At 37.7% G+C, this 23,517-nt stretch carries 19 protein-coding genes; 14 read left to right on the forward strand and 5 right to left on the reverse strand.

Annotated features, from left to right (window positions below):
- Window positions 1–26: 26 nt before the first annotated feature.
- On the reverse strand, window positions 27–869 hold the full coding sequence (nadC, locus tag ASG14_RS06785; protein ID WP_056870321.1) for a carboxylating nicotinate-nucleotide diphosphorylase: 843 nt from the start codon (window positions 867–869) through the stop codon (window positions 27–29).
- 83 nt (window positions 870–952) lie between these two features.
- Window positions 953–1,351, reverse strand: coding sequence for a DUF4783 domain-containing protein (locus tag ASG14_RS06790; protein ID WP_056870322.1), 399 nt, complete (start codon window positions 1,349–1,351; stop codon window positions 953–955).
- A 215-nt stretch (window positions 1,352–1,566) separates the two neighbouring features.
- On the opposite strand from ASG14_RS06790, the gene gpmI reads away from it, so the two are divergent.
- Window positions 1,567–3,087: a 2,3-bisphosphoglycerate-independent phosphoglycerate mutase gene (gpmI, locus tag ASG14_RS06795; protein ID WP_056870323.1), complete on the forward strand. Its 1,521-nt coding sequence runs from the start codon at window positions 1,567–1,569 to the stop codon at window positions 3,085–3,087.
- 11 nt (window positions 3,088–3,098) lie between these two features.
- Window positions 3,099–3,617: a hypothetical protein gene (locus ASG14_RS06800; protein ID WP_235528533.1), complete on the forward strand. Its 519-nt coding sequence runs from the start codon at window positions 3,099–3,101 to the stop codon at window positions 3,615–3,617.
- Between the two features lie 50 nt (window positions 3,618–3,667).
- Here ASG14_RS06800 and ASG14_RS06805 read toward each other — a convergent pair whose 3' ends face one another.
- A complete protein-coding gene (locus tag ASG14_RS06805) occupies window positions 3,668–4,291 on the reverse strand; it encodes a tetratricopeptide repeat protein (RefSeq protein WP_056870325.1) in 624 nt (207 codons plus the stop codon).
- Between the two features lie 334 nt (window positions 4,292–4,625).
- Between ASG14_RS06805 and lon the strand changes: the two genes are divergently transcribed.
- Together lon and ASG14_RS06815 are read left to right on the forward strand one after the other, a co-directional pair.
- Window positions 4,626–7,097: an endopeptidase La gene (lon, locus tag ASG14_RS06810; protein ID WP_056870326.1), complete on the forward strand. Its 2,472-nt coding sequence runs from the start codon at window positions 4,626–4,628 to the stop codon at window positions 7,095–7,097.
- Window positions 7,098–7,191: 94 nt separating this feature from the next.
- Entirely contained in the window at window positions 7,192–8,139 is a 948-nt protein-coding gene (locus ASG14_RS06815; RefSeq protein WP_056870327.1) for a lipid A deacylase LpxR family protein, read from the forward strand.
- Window positions 8,140–8,141: 2 nt separating this feature from the next.
- On the opposite strand, the gene arfB is transcribed toward ASG14_RS06815, so the two are convergent.
- Window positions 8,142–8,552 carry an alternative ribosome rescue aminoacyl-tRNA hydrolase ArfB gene (gene arfB / locus ASG14_RS06820; RefSeq protein WP_056870328.1) on the reverse strand — a complete coding sequence of 137 codons (411 nt, stop codon included), beginning with the start codon at window positions 8,550–8,552 and terminating at the stop codon, window positions 8,142–8,144.
- 159 nt (window positions 8,553–8,711) lie between these two features.
- On the opposite strand from arfB, the gene ASG14_RS06825 reads away from it, so the two are divergent.
- From ASG14_RS06825 to ASG14_RS06855, 7 genes are all read left to right on the forward strand, one after another.
- Window positions 8,712–9,497, forward strand: coding sequence for a hypothetical protein (locus tag ASG14_RS06825; protein WP_056870329.1), 786 nt, complete (start codon window positions 8,712–8,714; stop codon window positions 9,495–9,497).
- A gap of 59 nt (window positions 9,498–9,556) precedes the next feature.
- Complete coding sequence (gene cmk, locus ASG14_RS06830; RefSeq protein ID WP_056870330.1) at window positions 9,557–10,237, forward strand: (d)CMP kinase; 681 nt, start codon at window positions 9,557–9,559, stop codon at window positions 10,235–10,237.
- Window positions 10,238–10,289: 52 nt separating this feature from the next.
- Complete coding sequence (locus ASG14_RS06835; RefSeq protein WP_056870331.1) at window positions 10,290–11,120, forward strand: DUF1080 domain-containing protein; 831 nt, start codon at window positions 10,290–10,292, stop codon at window positions 11,118–11,120.
- A 44-nt stretch (window positions 11,121–11,164) separates the two neighbouring features.
- Window positions 11,165–12,667, forward strand: a complete 1,503-nt coding sequence (locus tag ASG14_RS06840; protein WP_056870332.1) for a YgcG family protein — start codon at window positions 11,165–11,167, stop codon at window positions 12,665–12,667.
- Window positions 12,668–12,803: 136 nt separating this feature from the next.
- Window positions 12,804–13,787 carry an SH3 domain-containing protein gene (locus ASG14_RS06845; protein ID WP_056870333.1) on the forward strand — a complete coding sequence of 328 codons (984 nt, stop codon included), beginning with the start codon at window positions 12,804–12,806 and terminating at the stop codon, window positions 13,785–13,787.
- A 367-nt stretch (window positions 13,788–14,154) separates the two neighbouring features.
- On the forward strand, window positions 14,155–16,089 hold the full coding sequence (gene rpsA, locus ASG14_RS06850; RefSeq protein ID WP_056851431.1) for a 30S ribosomal protein S1: 1,935 nt from the start codon (window positions 14,155–14,157) through the stop codon (window positions 16,087–16,089).
- A 370-nt stretch (window positions 16,090–16,459) separates the two neighbouring features.
- A complete protein-coding gene (locus tag ASG14_RS06855) occupies window positions 16,460–18,127 on the forward strand; it encodes a beta-N-acetylhexosaminidase (protein WP_056870334.1) in 1,668 nt (555 codons plus the stop codon).
- Here ASG14_RS06855 and ASG14_RS06860 read toward each other — a convergent pair.
- Complete coding sequence (locus ASG14_RS06860; protein ID WP_235528534.1) at window positions 18,124–18,573, reverse strand: thiol-disulfide oxidoreductase DCC family protein; 450 nt, start codon at window positions 18,571–18,573, stop codon at window positions 18,124–18,126. The two genes, ASG14_RS06855 and ASG14_RS06860, sit on opposite strands and share 4 nt — an antisense overlap.
- Before the next feature lie 213 nt (window positions 18,574–18,786).
- Here ASG14_RS06860 and pyrR point away from each other — a divergent pair, with 213 nt between their 5' ends.
- The 3 genes from pyrR (at window position 18,787) to ASG14_RS06875 (ending at window position 23,517) form a co-directional block, all read left to right on the forward strand.
- The gene (gene pyrR / locus ASG14_RS06865) at window positions 18,787–19,332 is read left to right on the forward strand and encodes a bifunctional pyr operon transcriptional regulator/uracil phosphoribosyltransferase PyrR (RefSeq protein ID WP_056870335.1); all 546 of its coding nucleotides are present in this window, start codon (window positions 18,787–18,789) and stop codon (window positions 19,330–19,332) included.
- A 7-nt stretch (window positions 19,333–19,339) separates the two neighbouring features.
- Window positions 19,340–20,269: an aspartate carbamoyltransferase catalytic subunit gene (locus tag ASG14_RS06870; protein ID WP_056870336.1), complete on the forward strand. Its 930-nt coding sequence runs from the start codon at window positions 19,340–19,342 to the stop codon at window positions 20,267–20,269.
- A 221-nt stretch (window positions 20,270–20,490) separates the two neighbouring features.
- Window positions 20,491–23,517 carry a tetratricopeptide repeat protein gene (locus ASG14_RS06875; RefSeq protein ID WP_056870337.1) on the forward strand — a complete coding sequence of 1,009 codons (3,027 nt, stop codon included), beginning with the start codon at window positions 20,491–20,493 and terminating at the stop codon, window positions 23,515–23,517.

The raw sequence follows: 23,517 nt of genomic DNA on the forward strand, positions 1-23,517 counted from the left end.
CTTTTCTTTTTATATGAATTCACAGATTAGTATGCTTTTAAACTCATATCGAGGCTTTTTACCGAATGCGTAAGTGCGCCCATCGAGATGTAATCAACACCGCAGTCTGCATAATCGACTACGTTTTCTTCAGTAATTCCGCCAGAAGCTTCGGTAATGAAACGCCCATTTATAAGGGCAACTGCCGCTCTCAAATCGTCGAAATTAAAGTTATCAAGCATAATGCGGTCTGCGCCACCCGCTGCAATTACCTGATTAAGTTCTGATAGATTTCTAACTTCGATTTCAATCTGTAATGATTTGTTTTTTTCCTGAAGGTATTTCCTTGCCGCAGCAAGTGCATTTTGTATCCCGCCAGCATAATCTACATGATTGTCTTTGATCAGAATCATATCATACAAGCCAATCCGGTGGTTTACTCCCCCACCAATTCTTACTGCCCATTTTTCGAGGTAGCGTAAACCGGGTGTGGTTTTGCGTGTATCTAAAAGTTTGGTTTTTGTATCGCTAAGCAACTGCACAATTTTACTGGTTTTCGTGGCTATACCACTCATTCGCTGCATGCAGTTTAACACCAATCGCTCGGCAATTAATATAGAATGTGTGCTTCCTGAAACAGTTAAGGCAATATCCCCCACTTTAACATGAGCACCATCGTTTATGAAAACCGCAACTTCAAGCGATGGGTTGACCTGTGCAAAAATTTGCAGGGCAAGTTCTACGCCAGCTAAAATGCCGTCTTCTTTAATCAATAACTTAGCTTTGCCTTGTGTACCTTCGGGAATGGTTGAAAGTGACGTGTGATCGCCATCTCCGACATCTTCGGCGAGTGCATTTTTTATAAATTGAGCTATAAGTTCCCTATCCAAAATTCGATAATTAAGCCCCAAAAGTAAGAATTATTTAGCAGAAGCCAATTTTAGTAAGAATGGAAATGAATAATTGCGCAAAGCTATTCTTTAGAAGGCTCTATCCGCAATTCGGTAATTAAAAAAGCTGTGTTAAACTTTTTCATCGTAATGGAAACCCGGTAAGTTTCTTTTGATGTGCTCACTAAAATAACACCAAACCTATAGTTTTGACTGTTATTAATCCTATGGAAAATGCTTGTTTTTACAGGATTATGTTTACTAAAAAAATCTTTCAGAATTTGTTCACCCTGTGCTTTAGAATATACATCTTCTTCATCGATAATAATCAGTTCGATGGTTGGTGCAAAGTTTTTAGCAATTTCTTTAGAATTTCCGGCTTTGAAATAAGAAGATAAATCATCAATAATATCAGCCTGGAAGGCAATAGAACGATATATTGGTGTTAGCGCTATGAAAAATAAAAATAAGCTCCGGATCATTTCTGTATTTTATAATGACCCTATAGCTAAAATTATGCCATTAGCTTATCAAAAAAGGATTTCTTAATTTGTTTAAGCTTCAATAAAGCTATATTTGCGCTCGTAAAGAAATATTAAAACATAGCCCTTATCAAAATGTTTTAAAATTATTTAATTAGTTAAAGAAGAACACAACGAAGATTACAACAAATCCTTTCAGATTAAATACAATTCGAATGAAAAACAAAAAACTTGCGCTTATAATTCTTGATGGTTGGGGTTATGGAAAACACGATAATTCTGACGCGGCTTTTGCGGCAAATACACCTTTTTTCGACTCTTTAATTGAAAAATACCCAAACTCGAAATTAGAAGCGTCGGGCGAAGCGGTTGGCTTACCTGCCGGGCAAATGGGAAACTCTGAGGTTGGCCACATGAATTTAGGTGCGGGCCGCGTAGTTTACCAGGAGTTAGGAAGAATAAATAAAGCGATTCAAGATAGAGAACTGCATAATAATCCGGTTTTAGTGGCGGCTTTCGAGTACGCAAAAACTAATAATAAGGCCGTACATTTAATTGGCCTCGTGTCAAACGGTGGTGTACACGCACATATCGAACACCTGAAGGCTTTATGTGATGCTGCTAATGAATCGAACGTTCAAAATACATTTATACATGCTTTTCTCGATGGACGCGATACCGATCCAAATTCTGGTTTAGGTTTTATTACAAACCTTGAAAACCACATTCAAAACAGCAATGCTAAGTTAGCAACAATGGTTGGCCGTTATTATGCGATGGATAGAGATAACCGTTGGGAACGCGTTAAACAAGCCTACGATGTGATGGTTAACGGCATTGGAGAAAAAACCAACGATGCTTTGGCTGCAATACAAAAATCGTATGAAAATGGTGTTACCGACGAATTTCTCAAACCGATTGTGCTTACAAACCCAGATGGAGAACCAACGGCCACCATTAAAGCCGATGACGTTGTTATTTGTTTCAACTTCCGTACGGATAGAGGCCGCGAAATTACAACGGCACTAACACAAAAAGATTTTCCTGAACAACAAATGCATAAATTGCCATTGTATTATGTTACAATGACCACTTATGATGAGAGCTTCGAAAAGGTAAATGTAATTTTCACTAAGGATGATTTATCGCAAACCATAGGCGAAGTTTTGGGCAGAAACGGTAAGAATCAAATTCGAATAGCTGAAACAGAGAAATATCCTCATGTTACTTTCTTTTTCTCGGGAGGAAGGGAAACTGAGTTTGAAAATGAAAAGCGCATTTTAGTTCCTTCTCCGAAAGTGGCAACATATGATTTACAACCTGAGATGAGCGCCGCAGGAATTACAGATGCAATTACCAAAGAAATGGAAACGGGTTGGGCCGATTTTATTTGCCTAAACTTTGCCAACCCGGATATGGTAGGCCATACAGGTGTATTTTCTGCCGTAATTAAAGCGGTTGAAACAGCCGATAAATGTGCCGAAATTGTTGTTAAAAAAGGTTTAGAGAACGGTTACTCTTTCATTTTACTGGCAGACCATGGTAACTCAGAATTTATGGTTAACGGCGATGGCTCTCCGAACACCGCACACACTACCAACCTGGTGCCTTGTATTTTGATTGATGATGACTATAAAACTATTGCCGATGGAAAACTTGGCGATATTGCACCTACAGTTTTAAAAATTCTTGGTGTAGCAATTCCTGAAGAAATGACGGGCAATGTTTTGGTATAATGAGGAAACAAATGATACTTGCAGTATTTGCTTTCGCTTTGGCGGGCTGTAACCAGCGTGAAGAATCGAAGGCGAATACTGACTTTTTATATTTTGATGTTTCAGGTTATTTTAAAAAAGAGGCTGTAAGGCTAAAAAAGCTCAACCCTGATGTAACTAAGGCAGTTTCGGTTAATGGCAAAATTGAAGAGAAAACAATTAAAATTAAGGATTGGACTAAAGAGCTTGCCATTTTTAGCAATGCAGATATTAATAAAGCATCGTGGAAAGGCAGTTTCAAAATAGAAAAATCGAACTTGCTTGAGCGTTATACTTCTGACAATAAAAAAATTCCCGTAAAAAACGTTAGCATTGGCAAAACGGGCAACAAGGTTAACCGTGTGGAAATTGTGATATCAAATAAGAACATTTTGTACTCTTCGGGTGATACACTGGTTTATTACCCCGATAGTTTATACGAAATTCGGAAGCATCAAAAAATAAAACTTTTAGCGCAAAAAACCTATCAAATTACAGGTAAGCTTAAATAAAAAAAGGCTTGAAATTAATTTCAAGCCTTTTTCTTTGCGGTTGGTTTAATTCATTTTAAACTGGCAATCTGCGCTTTATCATAAGCAATCCAATCCAAAATGTCTTTTCTTGACGGTTGCAGCGTAAGCACCTTTTGAAAATCGGCTATAGAATTATTGAACAACGTTACACAAGCTGTTTTTTCTATTGCTTTTTTAGCTTTATATGATCTGAAAATTGCATAATCTTTGTAAGCCAGGCCTCTGTTTTGAAGCATCTGAGTATCTTCTTCCCCACTTAGTTCACTCGCTTTTGTAAAATCTTTAATCGCGGCCACATAGAAATTTTCACGCATGCTGTTTAAAGATTCCTTCGGGTCGTTAGCAATATTCAAACGAGCCTTTCCGCGGTAATAATAAGCCGAAACTTCAGCTGGTTTCAATAAGACTAAACGGCTGTAAGTGTTAATCGAATTTTCATAATCGCCATTTTGAAAATAAGAATAACCCAACATTTTTAGGGTATTAACATTATTTGGATCTTTAGTATCAGCCTTTTCCAACTGGGTTACAGCTGTTTTGTAGTCTCCCTTTAGCATCGCATCCATCACCTTTTTATCATTGCCATTTTGTGCAAAACTGCTGCTGGAAGAAAAAATGATTAAACCTAAAATGGTTTGTTTAATATAATTCATGTACTGATAATAAGTTAACAAATCTAAAATTTCATTACAAATAATTGAATAAAATAGTCACGCAATATAATTCAATTCTTAGAAAATAAAATGGTTTAATTTTTTTACATTCACTAAATCAATTAAACAATAGCTTTAACGCTAAAAATTCTGATATATGATATTTGGCGAATAATTTAAATTCAACTGCCTTTTTATCATAACATCACATCAATTTTAAGATAACATCAACTTAAAACAACTTTGGCACAAGAGTTGAATTTACTATATCCAAAGTAAACACACACAAATTACCTGCGATAAAACTGCCAGTTTGTCGTTTCATAAAATGAGAATGAGTAAACAAGATATATTTGATTTTAATAACGCGATGCCAATTATTAACGAGGATACAGAGTTTTTTCCATTAATGTCTCAGCAAGATGAGGAAGACATGAATAATGAGGAAACACCCGAAATTTTAGCGATACTGCCTTTGCGTAATACCGTTTTATTTCCAGGTGTGGTTATTCCTATTACCGTTGGAAGAGATAAATCTATTAAATTAATTAAAGAAGCCTACAAGGGAAACAAGATTATTGGTGTTGTATCTCAAAAAGATGTTTCGATAGAAGACCCAACTTTTGAGCAGTTAAATACTGTTGGTACAGTTGCAAATATTATAAAGTTGTTGCAAATGCCAGATGGCAACACGACGGTTATTATTCAGGGCAAGCAGCGTTTCAGCCTTTTAGGCGAAGTGCAAAACGAGCCTTATATTAAAGCATCTGTTAAGAAATTTGAAGAGCAAAAAACTAAAACCGATAAGGAGTTTAAAACGCTTATCGCTTCCATCAGGGAAATGTCTGCTCAGATCATTCAGCTTTCGCCTAATATTCCAAGCGAAGCCAGCATTGCATTAAAAAACATTGAGAGCAATTCGTTTTTGATAAACTTCATCTCATCAAACATGAATGCCGAAATGGCGGATAAGCAAAAAATCCTTGAAATGGATAACTTGCTGGAACGTGCGCAAAAAGTTATGGAACTTTTAATGGTCGAACTTCAGATGCTGGAGTTAAGAAATCAGATCCAGTCAAAAGTTCGTACCGATTTAGATAAGCAACAACGGGATTATTTCCTAAACCAGCAGCTAAAAACCATTCAGGAAGAATTGGGTGGCAACTCTGCAGACCTGGAATTTGATGCGTTACAGGAAAGAGCGAAAAAGAAAAAATGGTCTAAAGAGGTTTATGCACATTTCGATAAGGAATTGGATAAACTTGGCCGGATGAACCCAGCAGCGCCAGATTACTCTGTTCAGCTTAATTACCTGGAATTACTGCTTGACCTTCCATGGAGCGAGTTTACAAAAGATAACTTCGACCTTAAAAGGGCGCAACGGATTTTAGATAAAGACCACTTCGGTCTTGAAAAAGTTAAACAAAGGATTATTGAATACCTGGCTGTACTAAAACTTAAAAGGGACATGAAGGCACCAATTTTGTGTCTTGTTGGCCCTCCGGGAGTTGGTAAAACATCATTGGGAAAATCAATCGCGAAAGCTCTAGGACGCAAATATGTGCGCATGGCATTAGGCGGTATCCGTGATGAGGCAGAAATTCGGGGACACCGGAAAACTTACATTGGTGCGATGCCTGGGCGCATTATTTCATCAATCAAGAAAGCAGGTGCCGATAATCCGGTTTTTGTTTTGGATGAGATTGATAAAGTTGGTACCGACCACAGAGGCGACCCCTCATCGGCTTTGCTTGAAGTTCTAGATCCTGAGCAAAACAATGCTTTTTACGACCATTATGTGGAAATGGACTATGATTTATCCAATATCCTGTTCATCGCAACGGCGAACTCTTTAAGCACCATCCAGCCTGCGTTGTTAGATCGTATGGAGATTATTGAAGTAAACGGCTACACAATTGAAGAGAAAATAGAGATTGCCAAGAAATTTTTATTGCCAAAGCAGAAAGAAAATCATGGCTTAAAGCTAAAAGATATTACGTTTAAACCTGCTTTAATAGAAAAGGTTATTGAAGACTATACGCGCGAGAGTGGTGTTAGGGGTTTGGAGAAAAAAGTTGGTTCACTGGTGCGTGGCGTTGCAACTAAAATTGCAATGGAAGAAGCATACAATGTTACGCTAACAGAGGATGATGTAGAACGCATACTTGGCGCTCCAATTTACGACAAAGACTTGTACGAAGGCAACGAAGTGGCTGGTGTAGTTACAGGCTTGGCATGGACCAGCGTTGGCGGCGACATTTTGTTCATTGAATCGAGTTTAAGTCCTGGCAAAGGAAAATTAACATTAACCGGCAATTTGGGCGATGTTATGAAAGAATCTGCAGTGATAGCACTCGCTTATCTGCGTGCACATGCAAACGAGTTTGGCATAGACTACACTTTATTCGATAACTGGGATGTCCATGTACACGTGCCTGCAGGGGCAACACCAAAAGATGGCCCGTCAGCAGGGGTTACCATGCTAACAGCACTAACCTCGGCGTTTACACAACGTAAGGTTAAACAGCATTTAGCGATGACTGGTGAAATCACGCTTCGAGGAAAAGTATTGCCGGTTGGTGGAATCAAGGAAAAAATACTAGCTGCTAAAAGAGCAAACATTAAGGAAATTATTCTCTGCAAAAGCAATCGTAAAGATATTCTGGAGATTAAAGAAAGCTATATTAAGGATTTGAAATTTCATTATGTTTCGGAGATGAGTGAAGTAATAGAACTCGCTTTACTTAAAAATAAGGTCAAAAAGCCGATTGATTTGAGTATCAAACTTGCACCGATAGTTAACTAGTTTGTAATATTCTTTATTTATTTAAATCTCTTAAATAAGAAAGTCGTTTACAATAGATACATTTATAGTCCCGATAATTCATCGGGACTTTTTTATGAAATTGATTTTAGCTTTTCTTACAATTTTGTTTGTTGCAGATGCTGCAAGAGCTCAAAACTTTAAAAACGAGTTCGGTTTTAAAACAGAGAATGATGCATACTTGGCCACATTAAATGATAGATATTACACCAATGGACTTTTTATTTATTTCCGAAGGGCAATTAATCCAGACAAAGTCAATGAAAAGATAGAGAAGAAAACTTACGAAATTTCTGGCGGCCAAAAAATGTATACGCCATATTGGGGGCAGGTTGCAAAAAAAGAAGATCAGGATAGACCTTTTGCCGGCTATTTGTACGCAGGAGCGGCTTATTCAATTTTTTATGTAAAAGAGAGCGTATTGAAAACCAGTATTGAGATTGGTACTGTAGGCCCAAACTCGCTCGCAGAAGACGCACAAAAGTTCCTTCATAAAACAGTGGGGTTTTACACACCTGCTGGCTGGGAATACCAGGTAAAAAATGAACTTGCAGTTAACTTATCCGGCAATTACAGCAAGTTAATCCATCGCTCAAGCGATAATGCGGTCGATTTTAGCGGCCAGGGTTATGTAAATTTAGGGACCACTTTCAGCGGCCTCGGCACATCCCTCCTTTTTCGTGCAGGCAAACTAAATCAGCTTTTCAACAGTGCTTACCACAATGCCGTTATCGGCGATTCAAAAACCAAAAGTTTAAATAATTCGGAGTTTTTCTTTTATGCTAAGCCACAATTAAATATTGTTGCTTACGATGCAACCATACAGGGAAGTCTTTTTAACAACAATAGTCCTGTTACTTTTGAAGTTAAACCAATTGTATTTGAGCAACAATTTGGTGTAAACTACAGCTCCAAAAGGTTTACCGCAGATTTTAACATCATCTTCAAAACTAAAGAAGTTAAAAGTGTAGCAAAGGCGCAAAACTATGGCGGACTAAGTTTGTATTACAGATTCGGAAGTTGAGATTAGTATATACCGGGTTTTTTCCGGCTTTCTTTTTTAAGGGCTTTAACCGTTTTGTTTTTTAGTCTGTTCTCGATCACAGATTTGGGTGTTTTCGTCGGCTTTCTTGGTTTTGAAACGTGTAACGCCTTTTTAATAACTTCAATCAGTTTTACAATTGTTTTCTCTTTATTTAGAAGCTGACTTCTGTCTTCCTGCGAAACGATGTGGATAAAACCTTCTGCGTCTATCCTGTTTTCCAACTTTATAGCGATTAGTGCTTTTTCTTGCTCAGTAAAAAAATCAGCTTGATTTGGATTGAAAATTAGTTCAACCTTACTCGATACCTTGTTTACATTTTGCCCACCTTTGCCCCCACTTCTGGATGTTTTAAAGGTCGCGATTTTTAAAATTGCCTCTCTATCTGGTTGCATATCTTGCAAAAATTCTTACAATAATCGCCCAAATATAAGTCAAAGTAACCGCTCAATAACCTTTAAATAAAAGTTAAGGCTTTTTAGTAATTTTGTTTATTCAGCAAGAAATTTTAACTTCAAAAAATCATTCCAACAAGCGCTTAGCTAAAACGCCCCATGACATTAAAAACTTTCGGTCAAAAACTTGGTTATGTCTTACGTACAATAGCCTTTATCACTATTTGTTTAATTTTTCTTTTCCTCACACTTTGGACGTTCTGCTATTCTCTGCATGTTTTTTATTTCTTTGTAATTACGCTTATTCTAGCCTCAATAGCCTTTTTTAAGGGGAAAAGCCGCCGCTTTGTAACCATAACTTTGCTTGCCGGTTTAGCGATATTTGCTTTCTCTACACCTTATAATCTGCGCCAGTACAACCGGAATGCAGCAGCATTTCAAGCGCAGATAAACAGTGGCTACCACTTAAGATTCAAAGAAAAGTGTGCCATTTACGGTACCTTACTAATTATAACCGTCGGAGACATTATCCCTTTTCCTGAGGCTAGTATTCAAAATTTTTACCTTCTTTTTCCAAAGAAAAGCAAAACCAGAATTTTTTATGATGATGACTACCTGAGTGCTCCGGATATTCAGGCAATGCTAAACCGTAAGGGCAAAAACGAAGTTGCCTGGAACAAATGGGGCGAGCGTTTTAATGGAAATTTTCGATTTGCAGCAGCTTTCGATCCATCAACATTGGAAATTACGGATGAGGGCGACCAGAAAAAGGCAACACTGGTAACCTATTTTCATTACCGTAAAAACTACACAACCCATAATGCTAATCACTTTCTATACGGTTTGTTCGCTTTTAGAATAGATGAAGGTCTGTTTTGGTATTTGCAACACGAGGGTTGGCTACACCCTTACACTTCTGTCTGGATCGCAAAATTCAAAAAATAGCTATTCCTCAATAGCAAAAAATTCATGATTGTGTTTCTATTTTTTACCTTTGTTGCACGATGAAAAAAAACCTTGTAATCGCTATTGATGGCTATTCATCTTGCGGAAAAAGTACATTAGCGAAGGCGTTAGCAAAAAAATTAGGCTTTATTTATGTCGATAGCGGCGCAATGTACCGTGCCGTTACGTTATTCTTTTTAAGAAACAGCGTTGATATCTCTAATGATGATTTGGTAGCAGACGCATTGCAACATATTGAATTGAACTTTCATTCCCGCGATTATGAATCCCACATCACTTTAAATGGCGAAGAGGTTTCTGACGAGATTCGATTAATGCCTGTTTCTGAAAATGTAAGCGAGGTTTCTGCTCACAAAATTGTTCGGCACGAAATGGTAAAACAGCAGCAACGTATGGGCAAATCGAAGAACATTGTTATGGATGGCCGAGATATTGGCACTACCGTTTTCCCAAATGCACCGTTAAAATTTTTCATGACGGCAGACCCGAAAATCCGAGCAGAGCGAAGATTTAAAGAACTTGAGCATAAAGGCAATAATACAACAACTTTAGAAGAGGTTTTTGAAAACCTGGCCCACCGCGATTATGCCGATACAACCAGAAAAGCAAGTCCGCTGGTTAGAGCTGAAGATGCCATTATTCTGGATAATACCGATTTAACCCAAGAGGAGCAACTCGATTTTGCACTTGAAAAAGTTACACCATTAATGACTAATTAACAACACATCATTTTATTTTTTCATATTTTTAGCACTTAACCCATTTGCTAATATGAAATTTAAACAGACCACCCTCCTACTTTTTCTTCTTGCAATACTATCGTTAAATGCAAATGCTCAAAAAGGCTGGATTAACCTTTTTAACGGAAAAGATTTAAAAGACTGGAATGTAAAAATTTCCAAGCACGAATATAAAGACAACTACGCAAACACGTTTCGCGTTGAAGATGGGTTAATGAAGGTAAGCTATGATGGCTATAATACCTTTGACCAGCAGTATGGGCACATATTTTACAAAAAACCATTTTCGGCTTACTTATTAAAGGTAACATACAGGTTTGTTGGTGAGCAGGCCAAGGGCGGCGAAGGATGGGCATTGAGAAATAGTGGCGCCATGTTACATTGCCAAAATCCTGCAACGATGCTTAAGGACCAGGATTTCCCAATTTCAATTGAAGGCCAAATTCTGGGTGGCGATGGGCAGCACGACAGGCACACGAGCAATGTTTGTACGCCTGGTACACAAATCGATTTTCAGGGGAAACTATTTACGCAACATTGTTTGGATTCCAAATCTAAAACATACGCTGGCGACCAATGGGTTACGGCAGAATTCCTGGTGCTGGGCGATTCTGTTATTAAACACATCATCGATGGAGAAGTGGTTTTAGAATACACAAAGCCTCAAATTGGTGGCGGAAATGTTTCTAACTACGACCCAAAAGTAAAAGTTGATGGAACACCTTTAAGATCTGGGTATATTTCGCTCCAAAGCGAGAGTCATCCGATAGAATTTAAAGGCGTTAAACTTTTCGATTTAGCACCTTATGTAAAAGATAAGTCTAAACTGGACAACGTTCTCGCCAGAATTTTAAAAGGGTAACGTAAATTTTAAAAAAGCTTCGTAACCGGAAAATTATCTATATAATGCTTAGAACTCGCCTGCTTAAAGCTTTTCTATTATTTCTTTTCACTACCCTTGCTGTAACAACATACGCCCAAAAGCCTTATCGGGTAAACGAAATTCCAGACCCTAAAAAAGATGGTGGTGGTTGGGTAAGTAACCCTGATGGAATTTTAACTTTAGATGTTGTAAACCAAATCAACAGCGCAATTTCCGATTTTGAGCAAAAAACAAATGTTCAGGTTGCAGTAGTAATTGTGAACGATTTTGAAAAGGATAAAGAGGATTTTGATTTTGCATACGAACTTTTTAACACCTGGGGAATTGGGCAGAAAACCAGCAACAATGGTTTGCTGCTGTTCATCGCTAAAGACCGCCGGAAATATCGATTTATAACCGGCACAGGAACGGAAGGAGTATTGCCTGATGTTAAGTTAAAGCATATTGCTGAGCAAAATCTACTGCCCGCCTTTAGAGAAAATGATTTCGGTACCGGAATTATTAATACCATCCAGGCCATCGGCAAGGTTATTCTCAATCCGGATAATGAGGCCGAATTGAATCAGTTATTTACACAACCGGAGGCTGGCGGAAACTCATCAGATAAAAGTTGGCTCTACATAGCTGCAATTGCCGTTCTATTTTTTGGCGTGTTTACTTTAATTAACCGCCAGGCGAAAGGCAATGTTGGCAAACAAGCTGGCGATAACTACAATCTCGAAAAGAAAATAGCAAATGGATGTGTGGGCCTTTTTATTGTGGTTTTCGCCTGCATTTTTATTGTCGTTTTTTTCGATGGCTTTCGTTTTCTCCAAAATATTAAGTTGGTACATGCACCGTTCATATTGTACGGTATATTGGCCATTGCATTATTTTTTCGATATCTATATTACCTATCCTCATTGAGAAAAAATCATAATGATGACGAAAATTTCTTTGAAGCGGTAACTTCTTTTAATAGAAAGAATTTTTGGCTGATTATTTTTTCACCGCTGATTTTAATTCTACTATTGAATTACCTGTTTAAGCGCAGCAAAAATATCTATCGTTTTAAGCCCATTTTAGATGAGAAGCAAAAGGAAATGATTCGGGTGGATAGGGATGTGAATGTAGAAGGCAAACCATTTTTAAGTGCGGGGCAACGTAAAGAAGAAATGGTTAAGGTTTATGATTACGATATCTGGGAAAGCAGTGACGGAAAGCAACATGTTATTAAACAATGGCCAGCTGAAGAATACGATACGTTTATCCAGTGCCCTGACTGCAGCTTTAGAACTTACCAGTTAGACAAGCAAGTTCCCGTAACAACCGCAACTTACAGCCACGCTGGTAAAGCGAAAGTGGTAAATGAATGTAGTTTCTGCAAAAAAACCGAATTTATTAGTTGGGTGGCTTTGCCAATGCTTGTCCAGTCTAGCTCATCTTCGGGTTCTTCATCTTCGAGCAGCAGCTCATCATCGTCATCATCATCCAGTAGTTGGGGAGGTGGAAGCAGTAGCGGTGGCGGAACCGGCGGGAGTTGGTAACCATATCGAACCAATATCTACGGCTTTTCTACCCTCAATTTAAAAGTATTTCATAATTTTGGAACGCTTAGCACGATGTTTGTTCCAAGCGTCGATGAAATTTTGTTATAAACCTGCCTGAAGAAATCCAAACATTATGCTTAAAACTTTCTTTTTACTAATTGCGCTTTCTATATTTTCAAATCTTGCAATCGCACAGGATACTTATCGTGTGAAAGCAGACAAGCTTCGCGTTAGGCAAACCAGCGACCCGAAGAGCAAGGTTATCGCAAATATTTCACAGAATGAAAAGATTGTTGTTTTAGATGCTTCCAATGATAAATTTTATAAAGTAAAATTAAGAAATGGCGAAGGTTGGGTGAGCAAAGATTTCGTAGAAAAAATTACGGCGACGCCAGTAGCCCATGCCAGTGAAACTGAATCCAAAACGCCGCAGCAAACTCAAAGCACAGCAACGGCAGATGTAATTTACCGGGTTACAACCGATAACTTAAGGGTAAGAGCACAGGCAGACCCAAAAAGTAAAGTTATTGGCTACTTGCCCGAAAGTGAAAATGTTGCGGTTCTGGATTCGAGCAATGCAAGTTACTTTAAAATAAAAGTTACCAATGGCGAAGGCTGGGCTAGTAAAGAATTTTTGGTTAGGGTTTCTCCTGTCAATAAACCAGCAGCATCAGCATCAACCATTGCGGCTTCGGTACCAAAAGAAACTAAAGATTATGCCAGCATTGTTTTCTTTGTAATTGTTGCCTTAATTTTATTTACTGTTCTGTATTTCTCCATTAGATATGCGAGTGGAAACAAGGTTTTGGTTGCGTTTTCTGTAATTGTAATCCTTGTAATCGGTTATTTTTGTTTCATTACTTTTATACAGGCGAAGGTTGTTTCTGGCACTTTTTCCAGCAACGAAGATATTCAGTACAAAACTTTCAACTTTAAATCGAAAGATTCTGTTACCGTTACTGATGCTTATACCGATTCTGTTTTTACATCGAAATATGTAATAGACGGAGAAATGATAAAGTTATACGACCAGCAAAACACAATAATGCTTTTGATTAGGGATGAAAACACCTTAATTGGCGAAGGTTTTACAAGAGGTACATTTACCAAAAAGTAATTGCCTGCTGCAATTTGTGGTACTATCTGTTGTTTTTAAACCCGGTAGCAGCGGCAGCCCCGATTTTTTTCCGGGGCTATAGCGAATAACGGGGCCGCTGTATGCGAAGAAATACTTGACGCTCATTTCCAAATCATTAAGCTCAATCTATAAATAAAATTCTCCGGTTTGCTAAAATCTGTCTGCGGGCGTGAAATTACAAATGTCTATTTTCTGCATCCAATCTTGATAGTTGATGCTAAATAGTTGCTACTCCTTTTCTAATAACCTTAAAATCAGCAACATTTATTAAAAAAATCTTTTCTATTTATTAAAAAAGTTTTACCTTTGCAGTCCCTAAATAGGGAAAAAAGGAGATAATTAATTAATGGCTAAAAAACAAGTAGCAGAAAAAGAATTAGCAGCAAAAACAGCTGAACTTCAGGGAGAAGGCGGACGCCTGACTGAAAAAGAAACTATTGAATCAGAAGCTGATTCAGTTTCGATCGAATCGATCAAATCATCATTAGCAACACCAACCGAAGATTTCGACTGGGATGCAGATGAAAAAGTTTTCGGTAATTACAATGATGCAGACCGTAAAAAGTTTGAAGATATGTACGCCGGAACGTTTAATCAGATCACTAAAGGTGAAATTATTAGCGGTATCGTTGTTTCAATTAACAACAAAGATGTAGTATTAAACGTTGGTTTTAAATCAGACGGTTTAGTTTCTACTTCAGAATTCCGTGATACACCAGATCTAAAAATCGGCGATTCAGTTGACGTTTTCGTTGAAGCACCAGAAGATGCTAACGGTCAGTTGATCCTTTCTCGCAAAAGAGCAAAAACCCAAAGATCTTGGGAAGCGATTAACGAGGCTCTTGAAAATGATAGAATCATCAATGGTTTCGTTAAGAGCCGTACTAAAGGTGGTTTAATTGTTGATATCATGGGCGTTGAAGCTTTCTTACCAGGTTCTCAAATTGATATTAAACCTATCCGCGATTACGATGTGTACGTGGGTAAAACAATGGAATTTAAAGTTGTTAAAATTAACCATGAGTTTAAAAACGTAGTTGTTTCTCATAAAGTGTTAATTGAAGACGATTTAGAAAGCCAAAAAGTAGAAATCGTTTCTAAATTAGAAAAAGGACAGGTATTAGAAGGTACTGTTAAAAACATTACTGATTTCGGTGTGTTCATCGATTTAGGTGGTGTTGATGGTTTACTTCACATTACCGATATTTCTTGGGGCCGCATAGAGCATCCAAAAGAAGTATTATCATTAGATGAAAAAATCAACGTAGTTGTTTTAGATTTCGATGATGAGAAAAAACGTATCGCTTTAGGCTTAAAACAATTAACTCCACACCCTTGGGAAAACCTAAGTGCAGACATTCAGGTTGGTTCTAAAGTAAAAGGAAAAATCGTTACTGTTGCAGATTACGGTGCTTTCTTAGAAATTATCCCAGGTGTTGAAGGCTTAATTCACGTTTCTGAAATGAGCTGGTCACAAAACTTAAGAAACCCTCAGGAATTCTTAAAAGTTGGTGATGAGATCGAAGCTGAAGTTTTAACTTTAGATAGAGACGAACGCAAAATGAGCTTAGGTATTAAACAATTATCTAACGACCCATGGCAAGAAGTTGCTGCTAAATTCCCGGTTGGAAGCAAGCACAAAGCAACGGTTAAAAACATGACTAACTTCGGCGTTTTCGTTGAAATCGAAGAAGGAATTGATGGTTTAATCCACATCTCTGATTTATCTTGGTCTAAAAAAGTAAACCACCCTAACGAATTCACTAAAGTTGGTGATGTATTAGACGTTGTTGTTTTAGAACTTGATGTTGACAACCGCAAATTAAGCCTTGGTCACAAACAATTAGAAGAAAACCCTTGGGATACTTTCGAAACTATCTTTACTTTAGATTCGGTTCACCAAGGTACTGTTGTTAAAGTAACTGATAAAGGTGCTGTTATTGCTTTACCATACGGTGTAGAAGGTTTCGTACCAACTAAACACATGGTTAAAGAAGATGGTACTTCAGTTAAAGCAGAAGAAACTAACGATTTCAAAATTATCGAGTTTAACAAAGAAGCTAAACGCATCGTTGTTTCTCACGCTCGTATTTGGGAAGAAGTTAAAGCTGAAGCAGTAGCAGAAGAAAGAAATGCTAAGAAAAAAGAAGCTAAAGCTGCTGTAACTGCAGTTAAAAAAGTTAAAGATTCTGTAGAGAAATCTACTTTAGGAGATTTAGACGTATTGGCTCAATTGAAATCGCAATTAGAAGGCGAAGAAAGCAAAGCTAAAAAAGGCTAGTTCTTTTTAACTGATAATATTAATCCCGATAGCGAAAGTTATCGGGATTTTTTTTACCCAAAAATCCGCAAAAGGTAGAAACACTTAGCACCGATTGACGCATTTAAGAGAAGGCGAAATGTATTTAACACTTTAAAATGTTATATACAGCACAAATAATTTGGAAACGAATGCAAGCACGCTTCGGAAAGGCCAGTCCCGCTGTTTGTACAATCTTTTTGGGCTACTTTTGTGCTAAACCTGTTTAATCGCACAACCAAAAAGGATTTCCCTCCCATCGGGTTTATGTAACATAAGTAGTTCGTTTTACCAAAGGCTTTCATTTCAAACGCCTATAATTATTACTTTTGAAAAGGAAAACCGACTCGTTATGAAAAAAATTATCTTTTTGTTTTTTTTTATTGGCTTTTGCTGGAAACTCTCTGCACAGGAAGTGAATATCATTCCGCAGCCGGTGCAAGTTAGTTTAAATCCTGCTACACCTCCTTTTACAATAAACAGCGGTACAAAAATAATTGCCCCTGATTCACTGTTAAACAGCATTAATTTCTTAAATGATTATTTAACAAAGTATTATGGAATTGCAATAAGCAGAGATACAACATCCGGCATGAATACAAATGTAATCAAGCTGGCTATCGGTAATTTAAATCCAACCAATCCGGATACTTATGAGTTCAATTGCAACAATAAGCAAATTCAGATTTCCGCATCGTCTGCTCAAGGCGTATTCTATGCTATACAAACCTTAATTCAGTTATTGCCAAATGCAAAAGCTGCCGCACTTCAAATTCCGGCCGTTTCCATTACTGATTATCCTCGTTTCGATTACCGCGGAATGCATCTTGATGTTAGCAGGCATTTTTTTGATGTGGCCTTTGTAAAACAATACATTGATTATCTGGCCCTGCATAAAATGAACTATTTTCACTGGCATTTAACAGACGACCATGGCTGGAGAATCGAAATTAAAAAATATCCAAAGCTGACAGAAATTGGGGCATGGCGCAATGGAAGCATTATTGGTTTATGGCCTGGCCAGGGAAATGAAAACATAAAATACCAGGTGTTTCCGGCCGAGATAAAAATTACACCGAAGGATGCCATCATAAAAACAGACAGCATTAAACATGGCGGTTTCTATACACAAGAGGAAATTAAAGATGTGGTAGATTATGCGGCAAAACGTTATATCACCATTATCCCCGAAATTGAAATGCCTGCGCATAGTATGGCGCTTCTTGCTGCCAATCCAGAATTGGGCACAGAACCCAATAAAAAGTATAGCGTTGCGGAAACCTGGGGCATGATGAATAAGTACAACAATGTACTTCAGGCATCTGATACCACTTTTAAGTTTCTTGAGAATGTTTTAACAGAGGTAATGGACCTATTTCCATCGCCATACATTCACATCGGTGGCGATGAGGCATCGAAAGTTTGGTGGAAACGCTCCTCAGTTTCCCAGCAGATAATGAAAGCAAACGGACTGAATACGGAGAGCGAACTGCAAAGTTATTTCATCAGAAGGATAGAAAAATTTGTGAATGCTAAAGGAAAAACAATTATCGGCTGGAATGAAATTTTGCAAGGTGGATTGGCGCCAAATGCCGTAGTGATGAGCTGGCAAGGGGAAAAAGGGGGAATTGACGCAGCCAACCAAAGTCACAAAGCCATCATGACTCCAGAAAACAAAATGTACTTTAACCATGCACAGTTTGTGAAAGAAGATAGTTTAACCGCAGGTAAACCGTCGTTACTGATTGATGTATACAATTATGAACCCCTTCCTGCAGCGTTAAGCGCAGAAAAAACAAGCTATATTTGGGGTGGCCAGGGTTGTTTGTGGACTGAATACATCACAAATCCTGCAAAAGTACAATATCAGCTATTTCCACGCCTCGATGCCTTAAGCGAAATTTTGTGGAGCCCAAAAGAGAAAAAGAATTATCCAGACTTTCAAAGAAGGTTGAAATCGCAGTTTAGTCGTTACGATTTGATGGGAATAACCTATTCTAAAAGGTACCTGGAAAATTAATCATAAAACCGGCTCTTTAATTCCGGCGTTGGCACCCAACAAACCTCCTGCTTGCCCCACCATTTATAACGATTTTTAGCGACGATGTCATAAAGCCAGTCTCTTATAAATTTCGGAATAATAATTAAACTATATAATAGGGGCCATAATCCATCGAGTTTCTTTGCTACTCTTAACGCGGCTGATGACTTAGTATAAATCCGGTTCTCGTCGAGCAACAAAATTGAATTTATTTTCGTTAAATCTAGATTGTATTCAGGCAAAACTGATTGAGCGAAAACACCTTGTAAAGCCGTAAACCTTAAAACTTTTTTCGAATCCCGCTTGATTGCAAACTGCACCGAGGCGTTGCAAAGGTTGCAAATACCATCAAAAAAAATTACTGGCTCCATATACAAATATAAAGTATTAAGCGAAGTATAACTACCGGTAGAATTCAACTTCATGTAATTTAACATGATGCTGATGCGGGCAATGCATTTTATTTACAGGAAGTATAACGCAGTAAATTAGCTGTTAATGTTTGAAGATTGATTAGCTAAAAAGATATATAAATACAACAGTTTAGTAATCAAATGCTTTGTCCTTTTACCTGATAACTTTTAACTTTCTGCTTTCAACTTTAGTGTTTTTGCCTATATTTGCCCAATCCTTCTTCAATGCAAAAGAAAACAATCTTTGACGGACAAAAAATTCAGATAACAATTAAGCGACTTTGCCGTCAGCTAATTGAAAATCACGACGATTTCGCAAATACCGTTTTAATCGGGATTCAACCCCGAGGCATTTTCTTGGCAGACCGCATTCAATCCGAACTACAGAGCATTTTAAAAAATAAGAAAATCTTAAAAGGAAACCTCGACATTACTTTTTTCAGAGATGATTTTCGCCGCAAAGACGGTCTTGTAACGGCTAGCAGCAATTCAATTGATTTTATAATTGAAGGAAAAAAAGTAATTCTTATTGATGATGTGCTTTGGACTGGACGAACAATAAGAGCAGCGATGGATGCCCTCTTAGCTTATGGGCGGCCTGAAAAAGTTGAACTTTTAGTGCTAATTGACAGAAGATTTAGCAGACACTTACCTATCGAGCCTAACTATATCGGCTTACAGGTAGATAGCCTGGATTCTCAACATGTTAAAGTAAGTTGGGCCGACGAAGGTGCAGAAGATAAAGTGATTTTATTATCCGAAAAACAATAAATAAAAAATGGCAGCAGACAAACTATCAACCCGACATCTTTTAGGTATTAAAGATATTAACCGGAATGATATCGAATTGATTTTCGAAACTGCAGATAATTTTAAAGAAGTGATTAACCGGCCGATTAAAAAGGTTCCATCACTTCGTGACATTACAATCGCCAATATTTTCTTTGAAAATTCAACACGCACCAAACTGTCTTTCGAGCTGGCCGAGAAAAGGCTTTCTGCAGATGTTGTAAATTTTGCGGCATCATCTTCATCAGTAAGCAAAGGTGAGACATTGATTGATACCGTTAACAATATCCTTTCGATGAAAGTTGATATGGTGGTGATGCGACATCCATACGCCGGTGCGGGTCAGTTTTTGAGCAGACATGTTAAAGCTCAAATTGTTAACGCAGGAGACGGTGCCCACGAACATCCAACCCAGGCTTTGCTCGATGCCTTTTCTATCCGCCAGAAACTTGGTGATGTTGCGGGGAAAAAAGTTGTTATCGTAGGCGATATCTTACACTCAAGGGTTGCCATTTCCAACATCCTCTGCCTGCAGCGTTTAGGCGCCGAAGTTATGGTTTGCGGCCCAACTACGTTAATACCAAAACACATTCATCAACTTGGCGTAAAGGTTGAACACAACCTGCTAAAAGCACTAAACTGGTGCGACGTAGCAAATATGCTTCGCATCCAGCTCGAGCGCCAAGACATTAAATACTTCCCATCGTTAAGGGAATATGCAATGATGTACGGATTGAATAAACAGATTCTGGATAATCTGGACAAAGAGATTGTTGTAATGCACCCTGGCCCAATAAACCGTGGTGTTGAAATTACCAGCGACGTTGCAGATAGCAAGCAATCCATCATTCTCGAGCAGGTTGAAAATGGTGTTGCCGTAAGAATGGCTGTTCTTTACTTGTTGGCAAGCCAGGGCTAAAACCAGCGAAATTTTCCACAATCTAACTTCCCTGATACCAAATAAAAATTCCTGTCGTTAATTTGTGTTATTAACAGATGTTAATTACTTCTGTTGATAAGCTTTGATACTATTTCTAATTTAGTACCGACCATTTTTGAAACCGTTGCAACAAACACCACCTGATAAAGTGCTGTTATAGCGAAATTATGATGGCGCATTACCATTGAAAAGATATACGAATGAAAAAAAAATACTTACTGATTCCGCTAATTTTAGCAGGAAGTTTTAGCACATATGCACAAGTTAGTGCGGTGCAAAACCTCAATAAAAACTATCAAACGGGGTTAGAATTATTAGATAAAGAAAAATACACAGCCGCATCGCAGCAATTTAAACTTGTAGAACAGCAACGTATTAAACCCGCATCGCAATCAGAAAGTAATGCAGAACTATCGCTGCTGAAAGAAAATGCAAAGTTCTACGCAGCTGTTTGTGCGTTGGAACTTACAAACAGCGATGCAGAGAGTTTATTTCAAGCCTTTATTCGCGATTACCCTTTAAATCCAAATACAAAACTTGCTTATTTCTATGTTGGAAAGACCTATTTCAATCAAAAGAATTATGAAAAAGCGCTAGAATGGTTTGAAAAAACCGATCCTTCCACCCTATCCGGAAAGCAAAGAAATGAATATCAGTTTAAGCAAGGCTATTCGTATTTCCAGTTAAAGGATTATGAGAAAGCCGAACCCCTTTTTGAAAAAGTTAAAAAAGAAGAGGGTGAATTTCAGGAAAGTGCTACTTACTATTTTGCCTACATTAACTACCTAAACAAAGAGTATAAAACAGCCTTAGCCAATTTCGAAAAACTTAAAGGCTCGCCTACCTATGAAGCAAGTTATCCGTATTACATAACCTCTATGTATTACCTGGATGAACGTTATGATGATGTAATAAGCTATGCGCTCCCAGCCATTGCGAAAACTAAACAACAATTTGAGCCCGAAATGCTGAGTTTGGTGGCGGCTTCTTACTTTGCAAAATCAGATTTTAAAAATGCTGAGAAATATTTTGCATCGTTTTACGCAAAAGATAAAAGCGAAGTAAAAAACAATCTCTTTATTTACCAGTATGGCTATTCCTTGTTTCAGAATAAAAAATACACGCAGGCGGTTGCTGTATTGGAAAAATTGAACACGGATGATGTTTACCTTCAAAATGGTATGCACACTTTAGGAAAAGCATTTATCCAGTTGGGCAATAAAGAAAAAGCCCAAAGTGCTTTTTTCAGGGCTTCGCGATTAGATTTCGACAAGGCTATACAGGAAGAAGCATGGTTAAATTATGCGAAATTAAGTTATGAGTTGAACTTTCATCAGCAAGCGCTTGATGCGACACAAACTTTCTTAAAAACTTTTCCAAAATCAAAGAAAATAAACGAAGCAAAAATTCTTTTGGGTGAAGTATTGCTTACCACAAAAAACTATCAGGCTGCCGTAGATATCCTCGAGCCAATCCCCGATAAAAACTTAGAGGCAAAAGAGGCTTATCAGAAAGTTACCTATTTCCGCGGACTTGAATTTTACAATGAAAGAGCATTCCCGAATGCCTTGTCTATGTTCTTGCGTTCTGATAAATTTCCCGAAGATAATGAGATACATGCCTTAAACACCTATTGGAAAGCAGAATCGATGTACGAACTGAGAAAATATGGTGAAGCGGTTGCTACATTCGAGAAATTTTTAAAAATGCCTGATGCCGATAAAACGGGCGTTTATAACTTTGCGAATTATGCGTTGGCATACGCCGCTTTCGAAGATGAGAAATACAGCAAAGCGGCTACCTACTTCGAGAAGTTTTTGGCAGGAAATGATAAAGACCAGAAAACGGTTGATGATGCAACAATTCGTTTAGCAGATTCATACTTTGTTAATAAGAGTTATGGCGATGCGATGAATAATTATAATAAGATAATTAGTCGCAAAACAAGTGCTGAAGATTATGCCATTTTTCAAAAAGGTATGATACAAGGTTTGGAAAACCAGTACGATACTAAAATTGCAACCATGCAAACTTTGCTGCAACGCTTTCCAAACTCAAATTATGCCGACGACGCGGGCTTTGAAACGGCTTATACTTATTTTAACAAAGGTGATTTAGAAAAATCTAAAACCGATTTAGTTGGTTTGGTTGCTAAGTATCCTCGTAGCAGCTATGTTCCAAAAGCGTTGGTAACCATTGGTTTGGTACAATACAATCAGGATCAGGACGATGCTGCTTTAGAATCATTCAAAAAAGTTATTCGTGATTATCCAAGTGCCGATGAAGCTAAGCAGGCAATGGAATCAATCAAAAATATCTACATCGATAAAGGCGATGCGAATGGCTTTATCAGCTATGCCGGCACAACACCACTAGGTAATTATTCTAATGCAGAACAAGATAACATTGTTTTCGCCGCTGCCAATAATTTATACCTTAAAGGAGATGCAAACGGTGCTTTACAGGCTATTAATGCTTACTTCGATAAGTTCCCGAAAGCAATTCATGATAAGGAGGGAAAATTCATCAGGGCAGAATCATTGGTTAAATTAGGCCGGCCAGAAGATGCTATTGCAGATTATGAATACATATTAAATGATTGGACAAGTGATTATACAGAGCGCTCGTTATTAAGTATTTCTAAAGTATTTCTAGACCAGAAAAAGTATAACGAAGCAATTGTTTATTTGAAGCGTCTGGAAACTACTACTGATTATAAAGCACATTACGGTTATGCAATTAATAATTTGTTGAAAGCTTATACTGCTCTAAATTCGGCTGACGACATGATAAAATATGCACAGCTGACCAAGGAGTCTGAAAAAGCATCAGAGGAAGAAAAAAACAGTTCGGGTTTATATGCTGGTAAAGCTTATTTATTGAAGGGCGATACAACCACGGCCGTAAAAGAATTTAAAAATGTTGTGGCCAGTACAAAAACAATTGCCGCTGCAGAAGCCAAGTATAACCTTGCTTTTCTGGAGTATACGAAAGGTGATTATAAAACTTCATCAAAAACCTGTTTCGATTTAATTAACAACATGGCATCATACGATTATTGGGTGGCTAAAGCATTCATCTTATTATCAGACAATTATGTTGCTCTCAAGGACAATTTGCAGGCGAAAAGTACACTGCTAAGCATTATCGATAATTATGATAATAAAACAGATGACATCATCCCTACGGCAAAACAAAAATTAGAAAAACTAACCCCGAAGAAGTAA

It is taken from the genome of Pedobacter sp. Leaf194, assembly GCF_001423945.1.
Lineage (GTDB): Bacteria > Bacteroidota > Bacteroidia > Sphingobacteriales > Sphingobacteriaceae > Pedobacter.